We start from the raw sequence: 19,225 nt of genomic DNA on the forward strand, positions 1-19,225 counted from the left end.
GTACTCGATGGAACCGTTGAGTGAGGAGACACAGCATGGCTGAGCGTTCGGGCTCGGGCCGGAAACTGGCATTGGCATTGGTGGGCCTCGGCGCCTTCCTCATCGTCGCGGCAATACTGATCCCGACGTATACCGTCGGCAAACTCGCCAAGACGCCGCTGGACCTCGAGGTGACCACGGTCGCCGAGGGCACCGGCGACATCCTCAACGCGCGGGCACTGCTGTCGGGGCGGGCGCAGGTCGACACCGACGTGCCGATCGTGGCGCAGCGGTTCGTCACCGTCGAGGAGCCGTCGGATGCGGACATCATGACCCTGCAGGCGGGCCAGACGGTCCGTCGCCTGGACATGCAGGGCGACACGGGTCTGGTCTCCGCCATCGTCGACCGGGTCACGGTGGACCGGGTCAGCGGCATGCCGGTCACCAAGGAGGAGAACCCGGACGCGGTCAGCACCATCCAGACCTCGGCCACGGCTCCGCCGACGGAGATCCCGAACCGCGACGGTCTGCAGTACCGCTTCCCGTTCGGCACCGAGCAGAAGTCCTACCCGTACTTCGACCTCAATGCGCGCGAGACCTACCCGATCGACTACATCGACGAGACCGAGATCAACGGCGTCAAGGTCTACCACTTCCGGCACGAGATCGAGCCCGTCGACCTGTCCGCGGTCGATCCGTCGGTGCCGACCTACAAGCTGAGCCTGCCCGCCTCCACGTGGGGCGTCGAGGGCGGCGAGACGCCGGTGACCATGACCCGCTGGTACACCAACGTCCGTGACCTGTGGGTCGAGCCGGAGACCGGCGTCGTCATCAAGGGCCAGGAGCAGCAGTACCAGTACTACGCCCGCGAGGCGAGCCGTCCCGAGGTGACGGTGCTGCAGGTGTCCCTGCCGTTCAACGAGGACACCATCGAGTTCCAGGTGGAACAGGCCAAGAACGGTATCGACACCCTGAACCTGTTCGGTCGCACCGTGCCGATCATCCTCGGCATCCTCGGTCTGCTCGCGCTGATCGCCGGCATCGTGCTCGGCCTGCGCGGCGGCAGCGGCCGCACCGGCCGTCCCGTCGCCGCGACGGGCGGCCCGACCGCCCCGGCCGGACCGGCCCACGCCGCCCCGGCCCAGCGCGACTGGACCAGCGACCGCACCGAGGAGATCCCCCGCACGGACGCTCCCCCGCAGCAGCGGGACTGGACCACCGACCAGACGCAGGAGATCCCGCGCACCGACCTGCGCAAGGAACCGCCGCAGCAGTAGGTAGCAGTAGGTACCCGGCCGATGCCCCTCCCGATCGGGAGGGGCATCGGCGTGTGGACTCCCGATCGGGAGGGCGTCGGCGTGTGACCGAATGTGACATCGCGTCGGTTGGATCGAACCGATGTCACATTCGGCCCGACGGGGCGGGCCGCGTATCCGGCCCGACGGTGCGGGCGGCGCGCACGGCGAGGACGGAGACCACCGCGGCCGTCGTCGCCGCGACGGCCACAGCGACGAGCACGAACTGCCTCGTGGTGGTGGCGACGGTGAGCATGAGGGCAGCCTCCACCGCGAGACCGACCCACGCGACGGCCGCGAGGTGGGTGCGTTCGCCCGCGATCGCGGACAGCAGTGCGCCCTGCAGGACCGCCAGGCACGCGCCCTGCAGGGCGAACAGCCACAGCAGCGACTGCACCGGGGCGTAGGCGTCACCGACGAGCAGCGGCACGAGCGGCGCGCCCACGGCTGCGCCCGCGACGAGCGCCGCACCGATCCCGACGAGGACGGTCAGGGCCGAGCGGACCGCGGCCGCGGACTGGGCGGGGTCGGCCATCCGCGGGTACAGCACCACCCCGACCGCCTGCGGCAGCCAGAACGCGACTTTCGTCGCGACGGCGCCGAGCGCATACAATCCCGCGTCCTGCGGGTCGAGGACGGTGCGGGCGAGCAGCAGATCCAGCGACGTCAGGGCGATCAGCGCCAGCTGCACCTGGGAAGCGCGCAGCACCGCGAGCACGCCGACCGCCGGGGCGGTCCCGGATCCGGGCCCCGCCGGGGAGCGCGACACGAGCGTGGCGGCCGCGGCCGCGACGAACCCGGTGCCGACCGCGCCGGCGAACAGGGCCGCCCCCGGTCCGCCGCCGACGGCGAGCACCGCGACGGCGGGCACGACCTTCGCCACGCCGGCCGCGGCGAGGACGACGCTGAGCGCGCCGAACCGTCCCCGGCCTTGCAGCAGGCCCTGTTCGGTGGCGAGCAGCACGAGCAGGGGTGCGGTGACGAGCGAGCCGAGGGCACCGGCGACGCTGGTGTCGAGGGCCCACGCGACGAGGGGCACGACGGCGAGCGCGACGAACCCGGCGAGGCCGGCGCAGCGATAGCCGAGACGGCGCAGGGCCGCGGTGCCGGCACCGCGCACGGTCTCCCGGGCGACGACGGTCTGCAGGGCGAGCGCCGGCACGGCCAGGACCAGCTGGGCGGCCAGCAGACTGGCGAACTCCCCGTATCCCGCGGGTCCGAGCCACTGGGCCGCCGGCAGGTGCAGCAGATAGGACGCCAGGTTGGCGGTCATGGCACCGGCGGTCACCATCGTCATCCCGGCGACGGCGGTTCCGGTGGCCGGGCGCGGCATCTCAGGTCGCGGCATCGGACCATGGTTGCACGCGGCGGGTGCGGGCGACGAGGCGCGGGACACCGGCGCGAGATGGGTATTGTGCGGCCATGCCCAGGCCGGTGTCGCTGCGTCCCGCTGTCCCGGCCCTCTACAGCCTCGCGCTGGCGGCCGTGGTGCTCGGGCCGCTGCTCACCTCCCCCGGCTACCTGCTGTTGCGCGACGCGGTGAGCACCCCGCGGTCGTTTCCGACGGACTCGGCGCTGGGTCTGACCGATGCCGCGGCGCGGGCCGTCCCGCAGGACGCGTTGCTGGCGGCGGCGAGTTCGGTGGCGGACGGCGGCCTGGTGGTGACGGCGTTGCTCACCGGCGCCCTGTGGGCGGCCGGCTGGGGCAGCGCCCGGCTGGTGGCGGTGCTGTTGCCGACGGCCGGGCTGCCGGCCCGGCTGGTGGCGGCGACGGTGGGCGTGTGGAACCCGTACGTGGCGGAGCGGCTGCTGCAGGGGCACTGGAGCCTGCTGGTGGGCTACGCGGCGCTGCCGTGGACGGTGGTGGCCGCCGTGGCGGTGCGGCGGGGCGACCGCTCCGGGTGGCCGTCGCTGGCGGTGTGCCTGGGCGTGGCGGGCCTGACCCCGACGGGTGCGCTGCTGGCGTCGGGGACGGCGCTGGCCGTGCTCGCGCCCCCGGGCGGGCGGTCCCGGCGGGTGCCGCGGCTGGCCGGCGCGGTGGCGCTGGCGGGTGCGGTGGCGGCGCCGTGGCTGGTGGCGACGGCCGTCTCCGGCGGCGCGGGCGACGGATCGGATCCGGCGGGGGTGCGCGCCTTCGCGGCACGGGCCGAGCCCGCGCTGGGCACGCTCGGCAGCGTGGCGGGGCTCGGCGGCATCTGGAACGCCGACGCGGTGCCCGCGTCGCGGACGACGGTGTGGGCGCTGGTCGGTACTGCGGCGCTGCTGCTGGTGGTGGTGTGCGGGGTGCCGGCGCTGTGGCGGCGACGGCGCAACCCGGTGCTCGGCGTGCTGACGGCGCTGGCCGCGGTCGCGGTGCTCGGTCCCGCCCTCGCGGCGACGGGGCCGGGGCTGCGGGCCGGGGAGTGGGCGATGGTGCACGTCCCGGGTGCGGGTCTGCTGCGCGACACGCAGAAGTGGGTGGCCTGGGCGGTGCCGCTGTACGCGCTGGCCGCCGCGGCGGGGGTCGGCACGTTGCGGACGCGTTTCGGCGGGCGGGCCGGCGTCTGGGCCACGGCGACCGCGCTGGCGGTGCTGCTGGCCCTTCCGGACCTGGCGTGGGGCGTGGGCGGGCGCGTACGCCCGGTGCAGTATCCGGACGCGTGGCAGCGGGTCGCGGCGACGGTGCCGCCCGGCGACGGCGATGTGGCGGTGCTGCCGGCGGGTATGTTCCGGCGATTCGAGTTCAGTGGCGCCGCACCGGTTCTCGATCCGGCCCCCCGGATGCTGCGCGCCGACGTGCTGCAGTCCGGGGAGCTGATCGTCGCCGGCGGCACCGTCGCCGGCGAGGGCCGGGGGGCCGCGGAGGTGGAACGCCTGCTGCTGGCGGGCGCGGCGCCGGCCGACCTCGCGGCCCACGGCGTGGGGTGGGTGCTCGTCGAGCACGGCACGCCCGGGGATCTCGGCGACTCGGCCCGCACGCTCGAGCAGCTCGAGCCGGTGGTCACCGACGCCGCGCTGTCGCTGTACCGGGTGCGCGGGGTCGCCGGGACCCGGTCGGACGACCGGACGGCGGCGATCGCCGCGCACGCGCTGTGGGCGGCGGTGTCAGCAGGCGGGCTCGTGGGCCTGCTGGTCCTGCGACGGCGCGTCCGGCGCCGCGAGCACGACGGCGGCCTGCGCGGGGCGCGGGAACAGTCCTGAGACGCGGTGGCCCGCGGCCGTCGCGGCGAGCACCTCGTGCACCCCGTCGCCGGTCGCGGACCAGGAGAACTCGGCGGCGCGCACCCGGGCCTTGCCGCCGAGGGTGCGGCGGCGGTCGGCGTCGGCGAGCAGGTCGGCCACGGCACCGGTGAGCTCGTCCGGGGAGTCGACGAGCACGCCGGTGACGCCGTCGATGATCGAGTCGGTCAGGCCCTTGGAACTGCGGTAGCCGATCGTGGGCACACCGTGCTGGGCGGCCTCGACCACGGCGAGCCCCCACCCCTCCTTGCGGGACGGCATCACGTGCACCCAGGATCGGGCGAGCAGTTCGTGCTTGCGGTCCTCGGCGACGTGGCCGTGGAAGGTGACGGCGTCGGTGATGCCGAGGTCGGCGGCGGCTGCGCGCAGGTTCCGTTCCCACCAGCCGCCGCCGATGACGTCGAGGTGCAGGCCGGGGACGCGGTCGCGCAGCGCGGCGACGGCGACGAGGGCGTCCTCGATCTGCTTGTGCGGTACGAGCCGCGACAGCACGCACACGGTGGGATGCGCGGTGCGGGTGTGTTCGTCGCCGGGTTCGACGCCGGCGGGGACGGCGTCGGCACCGTTGCGCACGACGGCGATGCGGTCGCGGTCGACCCCGAGGGCCATGAGCTCGTCGGCGGACGGCAGCGACACGGTCAGGTACTGGTCGTCGCGGTGCACGCGCGGCGACAGCGTGGACTCGATCCACCAGCCCAGGGCGGCCATGACGCGCCCGGCGACGGGCCACTGCTCGCGGTGGCAGTGGTGCACGAGCACGGTCACGGGCGCCCCGGCGACGAGCCGGGAGAAGAACGGGATGCCGTTCTGGGTGTCGATCACGGCGTCGGGCCGGAGGTGACGCAGCGGGCCGACGCCGAGACGGCCGGCGGCGATCGCGGCGAGGGCCCGGGGATAGACGGTGAGCCGTCCGCCGCCGCGGCTGACGGTGACGCCGTCGATCTCGTCGCGGCGGGGGGCACCGGGGTAGGCGGCGGTGCGGAGGGTGACGCGGATGCCGCGCGCGGCGAGCTGGGCTCCGACCTGCTCGAGGTACCGTTCGCTGCCTCCGCCCTGGGGGTGCCCGGTATCGCGCCAGCACAGCAACAGAACCTCGCGCACGTGGCGACCCCCTGTGGTTCGTCGTCGACGGATGTATCCCGGAACACACTAACGGGTGCAGGGGCACCCGCGGTGGAGGGTTACCGGCGGGTAGTGCAGTGCGGGGGCCGCTATGGTTGCTCCTCGTGGTTGTTCCGACCCTGCCCGTTCCCCCGGTGGCCCGCACCTTCGCCCGGCGCGCCACCCTGCGCCGATCCGTCGGGCTGCTCGGCGACTTCCGGCACGAGCAGTCCGCACCCGAGCTGTTCTACGGGGCGCTCGCGCGCGACACCGTCGACCTGATCGGTGACCTGTACGCGGACCTGACCGACCGGGACCTCACCGGCACGACCGTCGTCGACGTCGGGGGCGGACCGGGATACTTCGCGGAGGTGTTCGGCGCGGCGGGTGCCCGCTACGTGCCGGTCGAGCCGGATCCGTCGGAGATGCACGCGGCCGGCCTCGCCGTGGGCGGGTCGGTCCGCGGCTCGGGCCTCGCGCTGCCGCTGCGCACGGGGTCGGTGGACGTGTGCTTCTCGTCGAACGTCGCCGAGCACGTGGCGCAGCCGTGGGTGATGGCCGAGGAGATGCTGCGGGTGACGCGGCCGGGCGGGCTGACGGTGCTGTCGTACACGCTGTGGTGGGGTCCGTTCGGGGGGCACGAGACCGGCCCGTGGCACGCGTTCGGCGGTGAGTACGCGGCCCGGCGGTACGCCCGCCGGCACGGCCGGGAACCGAAGAACCGGTACGGGGTCTCGTTGTTCGAGGTGGGCTGCCGCGACGGGCTGCACTGGGCACGGTCGACGCCGCACGGGGAGCTGCTGGCCGCGTTCCCCCGGTACCACCCGCACTGGGCGTGGTGGCTGGTTCGGGTCCCCGCGCTACGGGAGTTCCTGGTCAGCAACCTGGTGCTCGTGCTGCGCCGGCGCTGATGGTCGCGCTCGCCCTCGACGTCGGCGGCACCAAGATGGCCGCCGCCCGCGTTCGCGCCGACGGCACGCTCGACCCACCGCGGACGGTGCCGACGCCCGTGCACGGGGTGTGGGCGGCGTGCGCGCAGCTGCTGCGGCAGGTCGCCGCGGGGGACGAGGTGACCGCCGTCGGGATCGCCAGTGCCGGCCCGGTCGACACCGGCGCCGGCTCGGTGGCGCCGATCAACATCGGCGAGTGGGCGCGCGGCTTCGATCTGGCCGATGCCGTGCGCGGACTGTTCCCGCGCGCGGGGGTGCGGCTCGCGGTCGACGGGGCCGCGGCCGCGCTGGCCGAGCACCGGCTCGGGGCGGGCCGGGGTACGGCCGACCTCGTCGCTGTGGTGGTCTCGACCGGCATCGGCGGTGGTCTGGTGCTGGACGGCCGGATTGCCGGGGGCCGGACCGGCAACGCGGGCCACATCGGGCACATGGTGTCGAGCGTGGGTACCGAGGCGTGTGCGTGCGGGGGCGCCGGGTGCGTGGAGACCGTGGCGAGCGGGCCCGCCGCGGTGCGGTGGGCGCGGGGGCACGGCTGGTCCGGTGCCGACGGTGCGGCGCTGGCCCGCGACGCGGGGGCGGGCGATCCTGTCGCGGTGGCGGCGCTGGGACGGGCGGGGACGGCCCTGGGGGAGGTGATCGCGTCGGCCGCGGCGCTGGTCGACGTGGACCTCGTCGTGGTCGGCGGGGGATTCGCGCAGGCCGGCGCGCCGCTGTGGCGGCCGATGCGCGCGGCCGCGGCCCGGCACGCCCGGCTGCCGTTCCTGTCCGGGCTGCGGCTCGTCCCGGCGCGGCTCGCCGCCGCGGGAACCCTGACGGGCGCCGGGCTCCTCGCCGTCGCGGGCTGAGCTTCGACGCGAATCGCCCGCGCCGCGGCCCCTTCCCGCGTCACAATACGAGGGTATTGCCCTCGGGACGGGAGCGGCCATGACGCCTTTCCAGCGCTACATCGCCGAGGAGATCGCGGTGGACCACGCCGACGGTCTGCTCACCCGCCGCGAGGCGCTGCGCCGGCTGGGGCTGATGGGGCTGAGCCTCACCGCGGCATCCGCCCTGCTGGCGGCCTGCTCGAACGAAAACGGTTCGACCGTAACACCTTCCAGCCCTTCTGGGGCGGCTTCCGCATCCCCGGACCGGACACCGCCGGGTAGCGCGACGGCCGTTGCGACGGAGCCGATCACGTTCCCCGGCCCGGAAGGACGGACGCTGCAGGGCGCATGGGCGCCGGCGGCGGAGCCCCGGGGTGCCGTGCTCGTGATCCACGAGAACAAGGGACTCAACGATCACATCCGCTCGGTGGCCGGGCGCCTGGCCGGGGCCGGCTACTCGGCGCTCGCGATCGACCTGCTCTCCGAGGAGGGGGGCACGGCCGTGTTCACGGACCCGGCGCAGGCCACGGCGGCACTGAGTACCGTTCCGCCGCAACGGTTCTCCCAGGACATGCGGTCGGGCATCGACGAGCTGACCCGGCGGGTGCCGGATCGGGGCGTCGGGGCCGTGGGGTTCTGCTTCGGCGGCGGCATGACGTGGCTGCTGCTGACGACCGGCGACCCGCGCGTCGCGGCGGCCGTCCCGTTCTACGGACCGCTGCCCGACGCTGCCGACTTCGCCGGCTCCCGAGCCGCCGTCCTCGCGATCTACGCCGAACTCGACCAGCGCGTGAACGCCTCGCGGGACGCGGCGACCGCGGCGCTCGAGCGGGCGGGCCTGGCGCACGAGGTGGTCACCTACCCCGGCGCCGACCACGCCTTCTTCAACGACACCGGCCCCCGGTACAACGCGGACGCGGCCGCGGGAGCGTACGACCGGATGCTCGCCTGGTTCGGGACTCACCTGGGGTGACCCCTTCCGAAAACTTGTAACGTGTTCTAGTGTTCGAGGTCACAGTCCCGGTGGCCGGAAGGAGAGCGCGTGAGCATCGATCCTGCCGCGTCGACGTCCGGCGCCGCCGGCCACGACGCCGAGGTCGCGCGGCCCAGCGACTCCCGGCGCGATCCCGAGCAGGTCCGGGAGAACCTGCGATCGTGGCTCGCGACGAAGGTGACCGACCCGGTCGTCGAGAACGTGCACATCCCCGAGACCACCGGCATGTCCAGCGAGACGCTCCTGTTCGACGCCCGCTGGGACGGCACCGACCGTCCGCTGGTCGCCCGCGTCGCCCCGGCCGAGACCGCCGTGCCCGTCTTCCCCACCTATGACCTCGAGGGCCAGGCCCGTGTCATGCGCGCCGTCGCCGAGCACTCCCGCGTCCCCGTCCCGGCCGTGCACTGGTACGAACCCGACCCCGCCCCGCTCGGGGCCCCGTTCTTCGTCATGACCCGCGTCGCCGGTCGCGTACCGCCGGACGTCATGCCGTACAACTTCGGCTCCTGGGTCACCGAGGCCGGCGACACCGAGCGCGCCGCCATGCAGGACGCCTGCGTCGAGGTGCTCGCCGGTGTCCACGACGTCCCGCCGGCGAGCGCCGGGCTGGGACCGGCCGGCACCGTCGCCGACGCCGTCCGGGCGCACCTGGAGCGTCAGCGCGCCTACTACGAATGGACCACCCGCACCGGCGGCCCCCGCTCCCCGCTCGTCGAGCGGGCGCTCACCTGGCTCGACGCCCACCGTCCCGACGACCCCTCCCCCGCGGTGCTGTGCTGGGGCGACGCGCGGATCGGCAACATCCTCTTCGACGGGTTCCGGCCCGTCGCGGTGCTCGACTGGGAACTGGCCACCCTCGGCGCCCGCGAGATGGACCTGGCCTGGATGACGTTCCTGCACCGGTTCTTCGAGGACATCGCCGCCTCCGCCGGGCTCCCGGGTCTGCCGGGCTTCCTGCGTCTCGACGACGTCGCGCGCACGTACGCGCAGCGCACCGGTCACGTCCCGCGCGACCTGCACTTCTACACCGTCCACGCGGCGCTGCAGCACGCGATCATCATGCTGCGCATCCACACTCGCGCGGTGCACTTCGGGCAGGCGCAGCCACCCCACGACCCCGACGACGCGATCATGCACCGCGCCACCCTCGAGGCGATGCTCGACGGCACCGACCGGCAGGGGTCGGCGTCGTGAGCTCCCTGTCCCCCCTGGACGACTACCCCGTCCACCAGACGGCCGAACCGATCCGGCGCGTCGCGACGTCCGACCGCAACTTCTACGACCGGTACTACTTCAACTGCTACCCCGCCGACACCGCCGACCTGTTCCTGATCGTCGGCATGGGCCAGTACCCGAATCTCGGTGTGGCCGACGGTTTCGCGGTGCTGCGCCGCGGCGACGACCACCTCGTCGTCCGGGCGTCGAAGGCACTGGGCACCGATCGGACCGACACGGCCGTCGGACCGCTGCGCGTCGAGGTGCTCGAGGGGCTGCGGCGGCTGCGGGTGGTCCTCGAACCCGGCCACGCCGAGACCGCCGACCTCTCCTTCGATCTCACCTTCGAGGGCACCGTCCCGGCCACCGAGGAGACACCGCAGCGACTGCGCCAGCTCGAGCGCGTCGTCATGGACACGTCACGGTTCGTCCAATCCGGCCGATGGTCGGGCACCCTCACGGTCGACGGGCAGACGCGGCACGTGGATCCGCGCACGTGGCTCGGCAACCGCGACCGCTCGTGGGGCGTGCGCCCGGTCGGGGAACCGGAGCCGCCCGGACGCAAGGCGCACGAGGGCACGCCCGGCTTCTTCTGGATCTACTCGGTGATGCAGTTCGAGAACGACACGCTCGTCACGATCGTGCAGGAGGACGACCAGGGTCGGCGTCTGGTCGAGGAGGCGATCCGGATCCGGCCCGGCGCCGAGCCCGAGTGGCTGGGCCGGCCGGAGCACCGGCTGGTGTTCGCGCCGGGCACCCGCAACGTCACGGGGGCGGTGCTGACGTTCCACCGGCCCGGGTCCGAGGTCGTGACCGTCGACTGCGAACTGCTGGTGCCGAACCTGCTCGCCGTCGGTACCGGCTACGGGCTCGAGCAGGACTGGCGGCACGGCATGTGGCAGGGCGAGCTGGTGGTGCAGGCGCTGCGCCGCGACGTCCGCGAGATCGACCCGGCGTTGCTGCTGTTCTGCCCCACCGACCATCTCGCGCGGTTCCGGATCACCGGGTCGGACGCCGTCGGCACGGGACTGTTCGAGGTCGCCGTGATCGGACCGCACCGGCAGTACGGCTTCACCGGGTTCGTCGACACCCACCCCGCCCGGTCGGACAAGTGCGCAACCGAAGATCGTTGAGGAAAGGTGACATGACCGATTACGACAAGCTCTTCATCGGCGGACGCTGGGCCGCCCCATCCACCGACGAGCGCCTCGAGGTGTTCTCGCCGGCCACCGAGGAACGCGTCGGTTCCGTGCCGGTCGCCGGGCCGCAGGACATCGACGCCGCCGTCGCCGCCGCCCGTCGCGCCTTCGACGACGGACCGTGGCCCCGCACCTCGCCGTCCGAGCGCGCCCAGGTGCTCGCCAAGGCCGCCAAGCTGATCGAGGAACGCAGCGCCGACCTTGCGGCGTCGCTGTCCGCCGAGATGGGCCAGCCGCCGGCCTCGGTGCAGATGATGCAGGTGACGCCGTCGCTGGCGACGATCAACTATTATGCGGGCCTTGCCGATTCGTTTCCGTGGACGGAGGAGCGCACCGGCGCCTTCGGACGCTCCCGGGTGACGCGTGAACCCGTGGGCGTGGTCGCCGCCGTCATCGCGTGGAACGTGCCGCTGTTCCTGATGATCAACAAGCTCGGCCCGGCCCTGCTCGCCGGCTGCACCGTCGTGCTCAAGCCCGCGCCCGAGTCGCCACTGACCACCAACGCGGTCGCCGAGATCTTCGCCGAGGCGGGCCTGCCCGAAGGCGTGCTCTCCCTCGTCCCGGGCGGCGCCGAGACCGGTGAGTACCTCGTCGCGCATCCGGACATCGACAAGATCACCTTCACCGGCTCGACCGCCGTCGGCAAGCACATCGGCGAGATCGCAGCACGCAACCTCACCCGCTGCTCACTCGAGCTCGGCGGCAAGTCCGCCGCCATCGTCCTCGAGGACGCCGACCTCGACTCGACGATCGCGATGCTCGTGATGTCCGGCCTGATGAACACCGGGCAGGCCTGCGTCGGCCAGACCCGCATCCTCGCGCCGCGCTCGCGCTACGACGAGGTCGTCGAGAAGATGGTGGCGACCGCCGCGTTCTTCCCCGTCGGCATGCCCGACGACGCGGCGGCGCAACTCGGACCGCTGATCTCCGCGAAGCAGCGCGACCGCGTCGAGGGCTACATCGCCACGGGCAAGGAGGAAGGCGCGCGACTGGTGCTCGGCGGCGGCCGGCCCGCAGGCCTGGACAAGGGGTACTTCGTCGAACCGACGATCTTCGCGGACGTCGACAACTCCATGACCATCGCGCGCGAGGAGATCTTCGGCCCCGTGCTGTGCGTGATCCCCTACGACAGCGTGGACGAGGCGATCAAGATCGCCAACGACTCCGACTACGGCCTCGCCGGCTCCGTCTACACCACCGACGTCGACAAGGGCCTCGAGGTGGCGTCGCGGGTGCGCACCGGCACCTACGGCATCAACTGGTACGCCTTCGATCCGGGCTCACCGTTCGGCGGCTACAAGAATTCCGGCATCGGACGGGAGAACGGCCCCGAGGGCGTCGAGGCGTTCTGCGAGACCAAGTCGGTGCTGTACCCGCCCGGCTACGGCGCCTGACGGACTCTCGCGGGCTTCGGCCGAATGTCACATCGCGTCGATCGAATCGACCCGATGTGACATTCGGCCGTCACGCGACCTCCGGCCGTCACGCGGCGGCGGACGTCAGATGTACATCGCGGGATCGATGTAGCACGCCGGGTCGACGAGTTCCTCGTGCGACTTGCGGGGCCGGATCGTCGCCGGGATGCCGACGGCGATCGAGTCGGCGGGGACGTCGCGCGTGACGACCGCGTTCGCGCCGATCGCGACGTCGTCGCCGATCACCACCGGCCCGAGGACCTTCGCCCCCGCGCCGATGGTGACCCGATTGCCGATGGTCGGGTGCCGCTTGGTCCGTGCCAGCGACCGCCCGCCGAGCGTGACGCCGTGATAGATCATCACGTCGTCGCCGATCTCGGCGGTCTCCCCGATCACCACGCCCATGCCGTGGTCGACGAAGAATCGCCGGCCGATCGTCGCGCCGGGGTGGATCTCGATGCCCGTGAGGAAGCGGGTGAACTGCGCCAGGACGCGAGCCGGTCCCCGCAGCGCCGGTCGCGCCCACATCCGGTGTGCCAGCCTGTGCGACCAGATCGCGTGCAGGCCCGAGTACACGAGGGCGTTCTCCATGTCACCACGCGAGGCCGGATCGTGGCCCCGGGCCGCCTGCAGGTCTTCCCGGAGGGTGCGCAGAACACTCACGATTCGTTCAGTCCCGGATGTGCTCGAACAGCGGAGTGGAGATGTACCGCTCGCCGAAGTCGCAGACCACGGCGACGATGAGCTTGCCGGCGTTCTCCGGGCGCTTCGCCAGTTCCAGCGCCGCCCACACGATCGCGCCGGACGAGATGCCGCCGAGGATGCCCTCCTGCGTACCGAGATCCCGGCCCACGCGCACGGCGTCGTCGAACGAGACGTCGACGATCTCGTCGTAGACCGCGCGATCGAGCACGTCGGGCACGAAGTTCGCGCCGATGCCCTGGATCTTGTGCGGGCCCGGCTGCCCGCCGGTGAGGATCGGCGAATCGATGGGCTCGACGCCGACGATCTTCACCTCCGGCTTGTATTCCTTGAGCCTGCGGCCCGCACCGGTGATGGTGCCGCCGGTGCCGATGCCGGCGACGAAGATGTCGACCTCCCCGCCGGTGTCCTTCCAGATCTCCTCACCGGTGGTGTTGTAGTGGATCTCCGGGTTCGCCGGGTTCGCGAACTGGCGGGCGAGGATCGCGTTCTCGGTCTTCGCGACGATCTCCTCCGCCTTCGACACCGCCCCGGCCATGCCCTCGGAGCCGGGGGTCAGGACGATCTCGGCGCCGAACGCACGCAGCATCACCCGCCGCTCGGTGGACATCGTCTCGGGCATCGTCAGGATGACCTTGTAGCCGCGCGCGGCACCGACCATCGCCAGCGCGATGCCGGTGTTGCCGCTGGTGCCCTCGACGATCGTCCCCCCGGGACGCAGCTCGCCGGACTTCTCGGCCGCGTCGATGATCGCCACGCCGATCCGGTCCTTGACGCTGTTGGCCGGGTTGTAGAACTCGAGCTTGACCGCGACCTGGGCGTCGAGCCCCTCGGTCAGCCGGTTCAGCCGCACGATCGGGGTTCGCCCGACCAGCTCGGTGACATTGTTGTAGATACCGCTCATGGGCCCGATCCTCCTCCCGGTCGCAGTGCCGACCGGATTGGTTCCGTCGTCACCTATTGCATCATTCCGCCGGATGCCCGATTCACGTGGGGAGCCGCACAGCGTGCCACCGCGAACCCGTCGCCGCGGAACGGACCGAATGTCACATGGCTTCGATCGAATCGAACCCATGTGACATTCGGTCCGTGGGCCGGGCGAACGATGTCGGAAACGTCCAATACTGCGGGTGGTGACGACCCGAGACTGGTCGCATGACGCATTCCGTGAAACCGATTCCCACCGGCTACACCGCCCTCACCCCGTTCCTCGTCGTGGACGGTGCGGCCCGCGCCGTCGAGTTCTACCGCACCGTGTTCGGTGCCGAGGTCGTCGATCGCACCGACGGGCCCGACGGCACGATCGCGCACGCCGAACTGGACTTCGGCAGCGGCCGGCTCCAGCTGAGCGACCCCGCGCCGGCCATGGGCCTGCGCGCCCCGGACGGGACGAACGTCGTCGACCACTCCTACGTGCTGTACTGCACCGACGTCGACGCGACGTTCACCCGCGCCGTCGAGCAAGGGGCGCAGGTCTTCGAGGAACCGTCGACATTCGTCACCGGCGACCGGTTCGGGACGATCCTCGACCCGTTCGGGCACCGGTGGGCGATCATGACGCGGGTCGAGGACGTCGCGCCCGAGGAGGCACGACGTCGCATCGACGAATGGCTCACGAGCCGGTCGTCCTGAGCAACCGGCACCCTGAAACGCCGAATGTCACATCGGATCGATCCAAGCGATCCGATGTGACATTCGGTCGGTCAGGCGTCAGCCGAGGCGCTGCTTCAGGGCCTCGAACTCGTCACGGATGCCGGAGGGCACCTTCTCACCGAGGAATTCGAAGTACTCCTCGATCAGGGGCAGCTCTTCCTTCCACTCCGCCACGTCGACCTTCAGGGCCTCGTCGACGTCGTCGCGGTCGACGTCGAGGCCCTCGAGATCGAGGTCCGCCGCCGACGGCACGAAGCCGATCGGCGTGGACTGGGCACCGGCCCGGTGCTCGATACGGTCGACGATCCACTTGAGCACACGGGAGTTCTCCCCGAAGCCCGGCCACAGGAAACGGCCGTCGTCACCGCGACGGAACCAGTTCACGTAGAAGATCTTCGGCAGCTTGTCCGAGTCGGCGGACTTGCCGATGTTGATCCAGTGGTTCAGGTAGTCGCCGGCGTTGTACCCGATGAACGGCAGCATCGCCATGGGGTCACGACGGACGGTGCCGACCTTGCCCTCCGCGGCGGCGGTCTGCTCGGACGACAGCGTCGCGCCGAGGAAGGTGCCGTGCTGCCAGTCGAGGGACTCGCTCACCAGCGGCACGGTCGTCTTGCGGCGACCGCCGAACAGGATCGCGGAGATCGGCACGCCCTGCGGATCGTCCCACTCGGGGGCGAGGATCGGGCACTGCGACATCGGGGTGCAGTACCGCGAGTTCGGGTGCGCGGCCGGGGTGCCGGACTCGGGCGTCCAGTCGTTGCCCTTCCAGTCCGTGAGGTGCTGCGGATCGCCCTCGAGCCCCTCCCACCACACGTCGCCGTCGTCGGTCAGCGCGACGTTGGTGTACAGCGTGTTGCCGGCCTCCATCGTCTTCATGGCGTTGGGGTTGGAGCCGTGGTTGGTGCCGGGCGCGACGCCGAAGAAGCCGTACTCCGGGTTGACCGCGTACAGGCGGCCGTCCTCACCGAAGCGCATCCAGGCGATGTCGTCGCCGAGGGTCTCGGCGCGCCAGCCCGGGATGGTCGGCTGGATCATCGCAAGGTTGGTCTTGCCGCAGGCGCTGGGGAACGCGGCCGCGATGTAGTAGGCCTTGTCCTCCGGCGAGATCAGCTTGAGGATCAGCATGTGCTCGGCGAGCCAGCCCTCGTCGTGCGCCATGGCCGACGCGATCCGCAGCGAGTAGCACTTCTTGCCGAGGAGGGCGTTGCCGCCGTAGCCGGAGCCGTAGCTCCAGATCTCGCGGTCCTCCGGGAAGTGGGTGATGTACTTGGTGTCGTTGCACGGCCACGGCACGTCCTTCTGGCCGGGCTCGAGCGGCGCACCCACGGAGTGCAGGGCCTTGACGAACGGCTTGTCGGTGCCCAGCTTCTCCAGAGCCGCGGCACCCATGCGGGTCATGATCCGCATGGAGACGACGACGTACTCCGAGTCGGTGATCTCGACGCCGAGCTTCGGGTCGTCCGCGCCGAGCGGGCCCATGCAGAACGGCACCACGTAGAGGGTGCGTCCGCGCATGCTGCCGCGGTACAGCTCGGTCATGGTGGCCCGCATCTCGGCCGGATCCATCCAGTTGTTGGTCGGTCCGGCATCGACCTCGTTGCGCGAGCAGATGAAGGTGCGCGACTCGACGCGCGCGACGTCCGACGGGTCGGAGTTACCCAGGAAGGAATTGGGCTTCTTCTCGTCGTTGAGGCGGGTGAAGGTCCCCGCCTCGACCAGCTGGGTGGTCAGCCGGTCCCATTCCTCGTCGGACCCGTCGGCCCAGACGACCCGGTCCGGCTGAGTGAGTTCGGCGACCTCCTGGACCCATGCGAGCAGCTCGGCATGCTGGGTCGGGGGTGTGCCGTCGGTGCCGTTCAGACCGGGAATGGTCACTGAGGTCATCAAACTCTCCTGGGGTGCGCCGGAACCGGATCCCTCCCCCGACCTGCGACGAACCGTCCCAGGGACCAGCGGCGGACCCGGACTCCCCCTCTCGGCAGGGGTACCACCCGCTTCCTCCGTGGCCGAACGGACGAGGCGGGCGCCGGATGTCCTATTCATAGAGGTTAACGCCGGACTTCGGGGTGATGGCAATCGGGGCCGGTCGGAAATGTCACAGAAACGATTCAGAGGGGCGACAGCGTACCCGCATCACACCCTCCCGGCACAGGCGATTTGCCTCACTTTCCCCCGTCCAGGTGACCTTCGTCAATCCGGGTCCAGGACTCTGCCCCGTCGACGTCGCGCCGGAACTGCCACACGCCGAACCGTCCGTCGTCGCCGAGTTCGGTGACCCGGTCGAACCAGCCGTCGGCGTCGGTGTCCGAGGCGACGACGAGAGCCTCCGCGGTGGTGAACGTGACGGTCTCGGGCAACCCGTCACCGTCGACGTCCACGGCCGGGGCCAGCGCACCCGGACCGGCCGGGTCGAGCAGCGCCGGGGTCAGTCCCGGGACGAACGCCGGACGTCCCGGGACGGGTGGGTCGGGTTCCCCGTCGTCGATACCGATCGAACCGTCCACCATCGTGCGCTCCTCACTCCCGCGTCACACCGTCGGACGCCGTCATCGCGTTGGACGCGCCCGCCCGGCCTCCGGTTCCCGCCCGGGCGAGTACCGCGAGATCGCGCTCGCAGGCCGCCAGCTTCCCGGCCCGGTCCTCGGCGCGACGTCGCAGTTCGTCGTCGACGGCGGCGATGCGCTCCCGGGCGGCGGCGATCCGGGCGGCGCGCCCGGCGGCGACGGCGGCCCCGAGCCGCGCCTCGGCGTCGACGATCCGCTCGAGCGCGACTGCCTCGAGCTCGGCCCGCACGTCGACGAGTTCCTCGAGCGCCCACCGGCGCATCCGGTCCCGTTCGGCGAGCCGGCGCCGGATCCGCACCAGCCACCACGCCGCCGCCGCGCCGAGCAGCAGGCTCAGCGGTACCGTCGCCAGCTCGAGCCCGGGCACCAGGGACAGCGGGGACACCGCGACCCGCCCCAGCCCGGCCGCCGCCGAAGCACCGATCACCACGGTGAGGCGGTCCTCCACGGAACGTCGCGGGGACGGCGGCGCGAGACGCGGGGGCGCCACCGGCGGTCCGTCCGGTCGCTGTTCGGCCGGACCGATGCGGGCCAGCCGCGCGGTGACGACCGCATCCACCCGGACGTACAGGTCGCGCACCGCGTCGCCGAGCAGGTCCGGCACGCGCGCCGGGTCCACCGACTCGAGGGCGTCGCGGACCTCGGCGGACGCCGCCCGGACGGCCGCCGAGACGGCCTGTGCGGTGTCGAGGCGGGCCCGTTGCAGTTCGGCGCGGAGACCGCCGTCGTCGGCGGGAGTGGACGCGCGCAGGCTCCACCGCGCCCGTTCGGCGCGCAGCGCCGCGGTGTCGTCGCCGGCGCGCAACTCGGCGGCCGCGCGGGCCACGAGGTGGCGGGTCTCCGCGACGACGGCGGTGCGCAGGGCCCGGTCCGTGTGCGGGCCCGCGACGAGTGCCGCTGTCAGGGCCTCGTGCAGGTCCACGATCCCGGATTCGAGCCGCAGCACCGCGCCCGCGTCGCCGCCGACGACGCGGGCGCGGGCGGCGAGCGACGTCCCGACGGGCAGCAGGGTCACCGGACCGAGCCAGGGCGCGTGCCGCTGCAGCAGCGCGACGTCCCGTTCGTGCACCTCCCGCCAGTCGGGGTGCGCGTCGATGCCGGTGAGGGCGCACACCACGCGGCCGGCGCCCCGTCCGGCGGACTCGAGGACGGCGAGTTCGGTCCGGCCGAGGTAGGCCGAGGCCTCGAACACCGTCAGCACGACGGTCGCGCGGCCGTCACGGACGTACTCCGGGGCCGCGTCGAGCGCGGAGAGTTCGTCGACGAGCGCTGCGCAACCGCAGCCGTCCACCCCGGCGACCCGGACCCGCGGCGGGCCCGAAGGGGCGTGCAGCCGCGCCCACCCGTCCGGGTTCCAGCGGCGCACGACGTCGCCGACGTCGGCCGGGCTCATCACGCCGTCCCGAGGAGATCGTCGAGGGCGGCCTCGATGACGTCGCGGGCCCGCGGGCCGGCCGCGATGCCGGCCAGGTCGCGGGCGAGCGCGGCGGCCCGGCGGCGGCGCGCGGATCCGAGCCGGTCGGCCACCGCCGCCGGCGCCGACCCGGGCGCGAGGACCGGCCGTCGCACCTGCGCGGCGGCACGGGCGAACGCGGCGTCGGCGTCGTCGAGTCCCTCGGTCCGATCGAGCACGACGACGAGGCGCTCGTCGCGGCCCGGGACCGGTGCCGCCGGATCCGCGGAGCGGGCGAGGGCCGCCAGATCGGCGGGGTGTGCCCGCGCGGCGAGGACGAGGAGGACGACGTCCGCGTCGAGGACCGGTTCGGGCCGGTCCGGCGAGTCGAGTTCCGCGGCTTCGACGTGCGCGGCTTCGACGTGCGCGGCTTCGACGTGCGCGACCGTCGCGACCGCCGACTCGACGGCGGTGCGGAGGGTGGGACGGACCGCACCGCCGCGGCCGGCGATCTGCACCCGCAGCGGGGCGTCGTGCCGCTCGAGAGCGCACTGGGCCTGTCGGCCGGCTCCGGCGTCGAACCGGCCGATGTCCTCGACGATCTGCCGCCACCGAGCGTGCGCGGCCCCCGCATCCCCCACCATGACCACCCCCGTGTGTCGCCGCCGATTCTGGCA

17 protein-coding genes are annotated in these 19,225 nt (G+C 72.8%); 9 read left to right on the plus strand and 8 right to left on the minus strand.

Annotated features, from left to right (window positions below; genetic code table 11):
* Window positions 1–35 precede the first annotated feature (35 nt).
* Entirely contained in the window at window positions 36–1,256 is a 1,221-nt protein-coding gene (locus QNA09_RS19820) for a DUF3068 domain-containing protein (RefSeq protein ID WP_048773158.1), read from the plus strand.
* A gap of 124 nt (window positions 1,257–1,380) precedes the next feature.
* On the opposite strand, the gene QNA09_RS19825 is transcribed toward QNA09_RS19820, so the two are convergent.
* Complete coding sequence (locus QNA09_RS19825) at window positions 1,381–2,607, minus strand: polysaccharide biosynthesis protein (RefSeq protein ID WP_203011962.1); 1,227 nt, start codon at window positions 2,605–2,607, stop codon at window positions 1,381–1,383.
* Window positions 2,608–2,696: 89 nt separating this feature from the next.
* On the opposite strand from QNA09_RS19825, the gene QNA09_RS19830 reads away from it, so the two are divergent.
* Complete coding sequence (locus QNA09_RS19830) at window positions 2,697–4,454, plus strand: hypothetical protein (protein WP_203011133.1); 1,758 nt, start codon at window positions 2,697–2,699, stop codon at window positions 4,452–4,454.
* On the opposite strand, the gene QNA09_RS19835 is transcribed toward QNA09_RS19830, so the two are convergent.
* Window positions 4,359–5,594, minus strand: coding sequence for a glycosyltransferase family 4 protein (locus tag QNA09_RS19835; RefSeq protein ID WP_040274921.1), 1,236 nt, complete (start codon window positions 5,592–5,594; stop codon window positions 4,359–4,361). The two genes, QNA09_RS19830 and QNA09_RS19835, sit on opposite strands and share 96 nt — an antisense overlap.
* Before the next feature lie 155 nt (window positions 5,595–5,749).
* Here QNA09_RS19835 and QNA09_RS19840 point away from each other — a divergent pair, with 155 nt between their 5' ends.
* The 6 genes from QNA09_RS19840 (at window position 5,750) to QNA09_RS19865 (ending at window position 12,212) form a co-directional block, all read left to right on the plus strand.
* The gene (locus QNA09_RS19840; RefSeq protein WP_029539964.1) at window positions 5,750–6,505 is read left to right on the plus strand and encodes a class I SAM-dependent methyltransferase; all 756 of its coding nucleotides are present in this window, start codon (window positions 5,750–5,752) and stop codon (window positions 6,503–6,505) included.
* Entirely contained in the window at window positions 6,505–7,389 is an 885-nt protein-coding gene (locus tag QNA09_RS19845; protein ID WP_048773149.1) for an ROK family protein, read from the plus strand. The genes QNA09_RS19840 and QNA09_RS19845 overlap by 1 nt, the downstream gene beginning before the upstream one ends.
* Window positions 7,390–7,468: 79 nt before the next feature.
* Window positions 7,469–8,383 (plus strand): dienelactone hydrolase family protein, encoded by a 915-nt coding sequence (locus tag QNA09_RS19850; RefSeq protein WP_017682247.1) that lies wholly within the window; start codon window positions 7,469–7,471, stop codon window positions 8,381–8,383.
* Between the two features lie 69 nt (window positions 8,384–8,452).
* Window positions 8,453–9,598 (plus strand): phosphotransferase family protein, encoded by a 1,146-nt coding sequence (locus QNA09_RS19855; RefSeq protein WP_017682248.1) that lies wholly within the window; start codon window positions 8,453–8,455, stop codon window positions 9,596–9,598.
* Entirely contained in the window at window positions 9,595–10,752 is a 1,158-nt protein-coding gene (locus tag QNA09_RS19860) for a hypothetical protein (protein ID WP_064066766.1), read from the plus strand. The genes QNA09_RS19855 and QNA09_RS19860 overlap by 4 nt, the downstream gene beginning before the upstream one ends.
* An 11-nt stretch (window positions 10,753–10,763) precedes the next feature.
* The gene (locus tag QNA09_RS19865; RefSeq protein WP_010593532.1) at window positions 10,764–12,212 is read left to right on the plus strand and encodes an aldehyde dehydrogenase; all 1,449 of its coding nucleotides are present in this window, start codon (window positions 10,764–10,766) and stop codon (window positions 12,210–12,212) included.
* Window positions 12,213–12,317: 105 nt separating this feature from the next.
* On the opposite strand, the gene epsC is transcribed toward QNA09_RS19865, so the two are convergent.
* Window positions 12,318–12,896, minus strand: coding sequence for a serine O-acetyltransferase EpsC (gene epsC / locus QNA09_RS19870; protein ID WP_010593533.1), 579 nt, complete (start codon window positions 12,894–12,896; stop codon window positions 12,318–12,320).
* Window positions 12,897–12,903: 7 nt separating this feature from the next.
* The gene (gene cysK / locus QNA09_RS19875; protein ID WP_003939081.1) at window positions 12,904–13,839 is read right to left on the minus strand and encodes a cysteine synthase A; all 936 of its coding nucleotides are present in this window, start codon (window positions 13,837–13,839) and stop codon (window positions 12,904–12,906) included.
* A 251-nt stretch (window positions 13,840–14,090) separates the two neighbouring features.
* On the opposite strand from cysK, the gene QNA09_RS19880 reads away from it, so the two are divergent.
* The gene (locus QNA09_RS19880) at window positions 14,091–14,567 is read left to right on the plus strand and encodes a VOC family protein (RefSeq protein WP_010593534.1); all 477 of its coding nucleotides are present in this window, start codon (window positions 14,091–14,093) and stop codon (window positions 14,565–14,567) included.
* A gap of 78 nt (window positions 14,568–14,645) precedes the next feature.
* On the opposite strand, the gene QNA09_RS19885 is transcribed toward QNA09_RS19880, so the two are convergent.
* The 4 genes from QNA09_RS19885 to QNA09_RS19900 form a co-directional block, all read right to left on the minus strand.
* Window positions 14,646–16,475: a phosphoenolpyruvate carboxykinase (GTP) gene (locus QNA09_RS19885; protein ID WP_010593535.1), complete on the minus strand. Its 1,830-nt coding sequence runs from the start codon at window positions 16,473–16,475 to the stop codon at window positions 14,646–14,648.
* A 278-nt stretch (window positions 16,476–16,753) separates the two neighbouring features.
* Window positions 16,754–17,098, minus strand: coding sequence for a DUF6802 family protein (locus QNA09_RS19890; protein WP_040274911.1), 345 nt, complete (start codon window positions 17,096–17,098; stop codon window positions 16,754–16,756).
* Between the two features lie 10 nt (window positions 17,099–17,108).
* Complete coding sequence (locus QNA09_RS19895) at window positions 17,109–18,548, minus strand: hypothetical protein (RefSeq protein WP_040274910.1); 1,440 nt, start codon at window positions 18,546–18,548, stop codon at window positions 17,109–17,111.
* Window positions 18,548–19,192 carry a hypothetical protein gene (locus tag QNA09_RS19900; protein ID WP_040274909.1) on the minus strand — a complete coding sequence of 215 codons (645 nt, stop codon included), beginning with the start codon at window positions 19,190–19,192 and terminating at the stop codon, window positions 18,548–18,550. Before QNA09_RS19900 ends, QNA09_RS19895 begins: the two co-directional genes overlap by 1 nt.
* Window positions 19,193–19,225: the final 33 nt, after the last annotated feature.

This window comes from Rhodococcus sp. AH-ZY2 (genome assembly GCF_030916465.1).
GTDB classification, from domain to species: domain Bacteria; phylum Actinomycetota; class Actinomycetes; order Mycobacteriales; family Mycobacteriaceae; genus Rhodococcus; species Rhodococcus ruber.

What these genes read in the sequence shown, in the direction of transcription:
- QNA09_RS19820 (WP_048773158.1), top strand. Translation starts at nt 36, where the DNA reads ATGGCTGAGCGTTCGGGCTCGGGCCGGAAACTGGCATTGGCATTGGTG.
- QNA09_RS19825 (WP_203011962.1), bottom strand. Translation starts at nt 2,607, where the DNA reads ATGCCGCGCCCGGCCACCGGAACCGCCGTCGCCGGGATGACGATGGTG.
- QNA09_RS19830 (WP_203011133.1), top strand. Translation starts at nt 2,697, where the DNA reads ATGCCCAGGCCGGTGTCGCTGCGTCCCGCTGTCCCGGCCCTCTACAGC.
- QNA09_RS19845 (WP_048773149.1), top strand. Translation starts at nt 6,505, where the DNA reads ATGGTCGCGCTCGCCCTCGACGTCGGCGGCACCAAGATGGCCGCCGCC.
- QNA09_RS19850 (WP_017682247.1), top strand. Translation starts at nt 7,469, where the DNA reads ATGACGCCTTTCCAGCGCTACATCGCCGAGGAGATCGCGGTGGACCAC.
- QNA09_RS19865 (WP_010593532.1), top strand. Translation starts at nt 10,764, where the DNA reads ATGACCGATTACGACAAGCTCTTCATCGGCGGACGCTGGGCCGCCCCA.
- cysK (WP_003939081.1), bottom strand. Translation starts at nt 13,839, where the DNA reads ATGAGCGGTATCTACAACAATGTCACCGAGCTGGTCGGGCGAACCCCG.
- QNA09_RS19880 (WP_010593534.1), top strand. Translation starts at nt 14,091, where the DNA reads ATGACGCATTCCGTGAAACCGATTCCCACCGGCTACACCGCCCTCACC.
- QNA09_RS19885 (WP_010593535.1), bottom strand. Translation starts at nt 16,475, where the DNA reads ATGACCTCAGTGACCATTCCCGGTCTGAACGGCACCGACGGCACACCC.
- QNA09_RS19890 (WP_040274911.1), bottom strand. Translation starts at nt 17,098, where the DNA reads ATGGTGGACGGTTCGATCGGTATCGACGACGGGGAACCCGACCCACCC.
- QNA09_RS19895 (WP_040274910.1), bottom strand. Translation starts at nt 18,548, where the DNA reads ATGAGCCCGGCCGACGTCGGCGACGTCGTGCGCCGCTGGAACCCGGAC.
- QNA09_RS19900 (WP_040274909.1), bottom strand. Translation starts at nt 19,192, where the DNA reads ATGGTGGGGGATGCGGGGGCCGCGCACGCTCGGTGGCGGCAGATCGTC.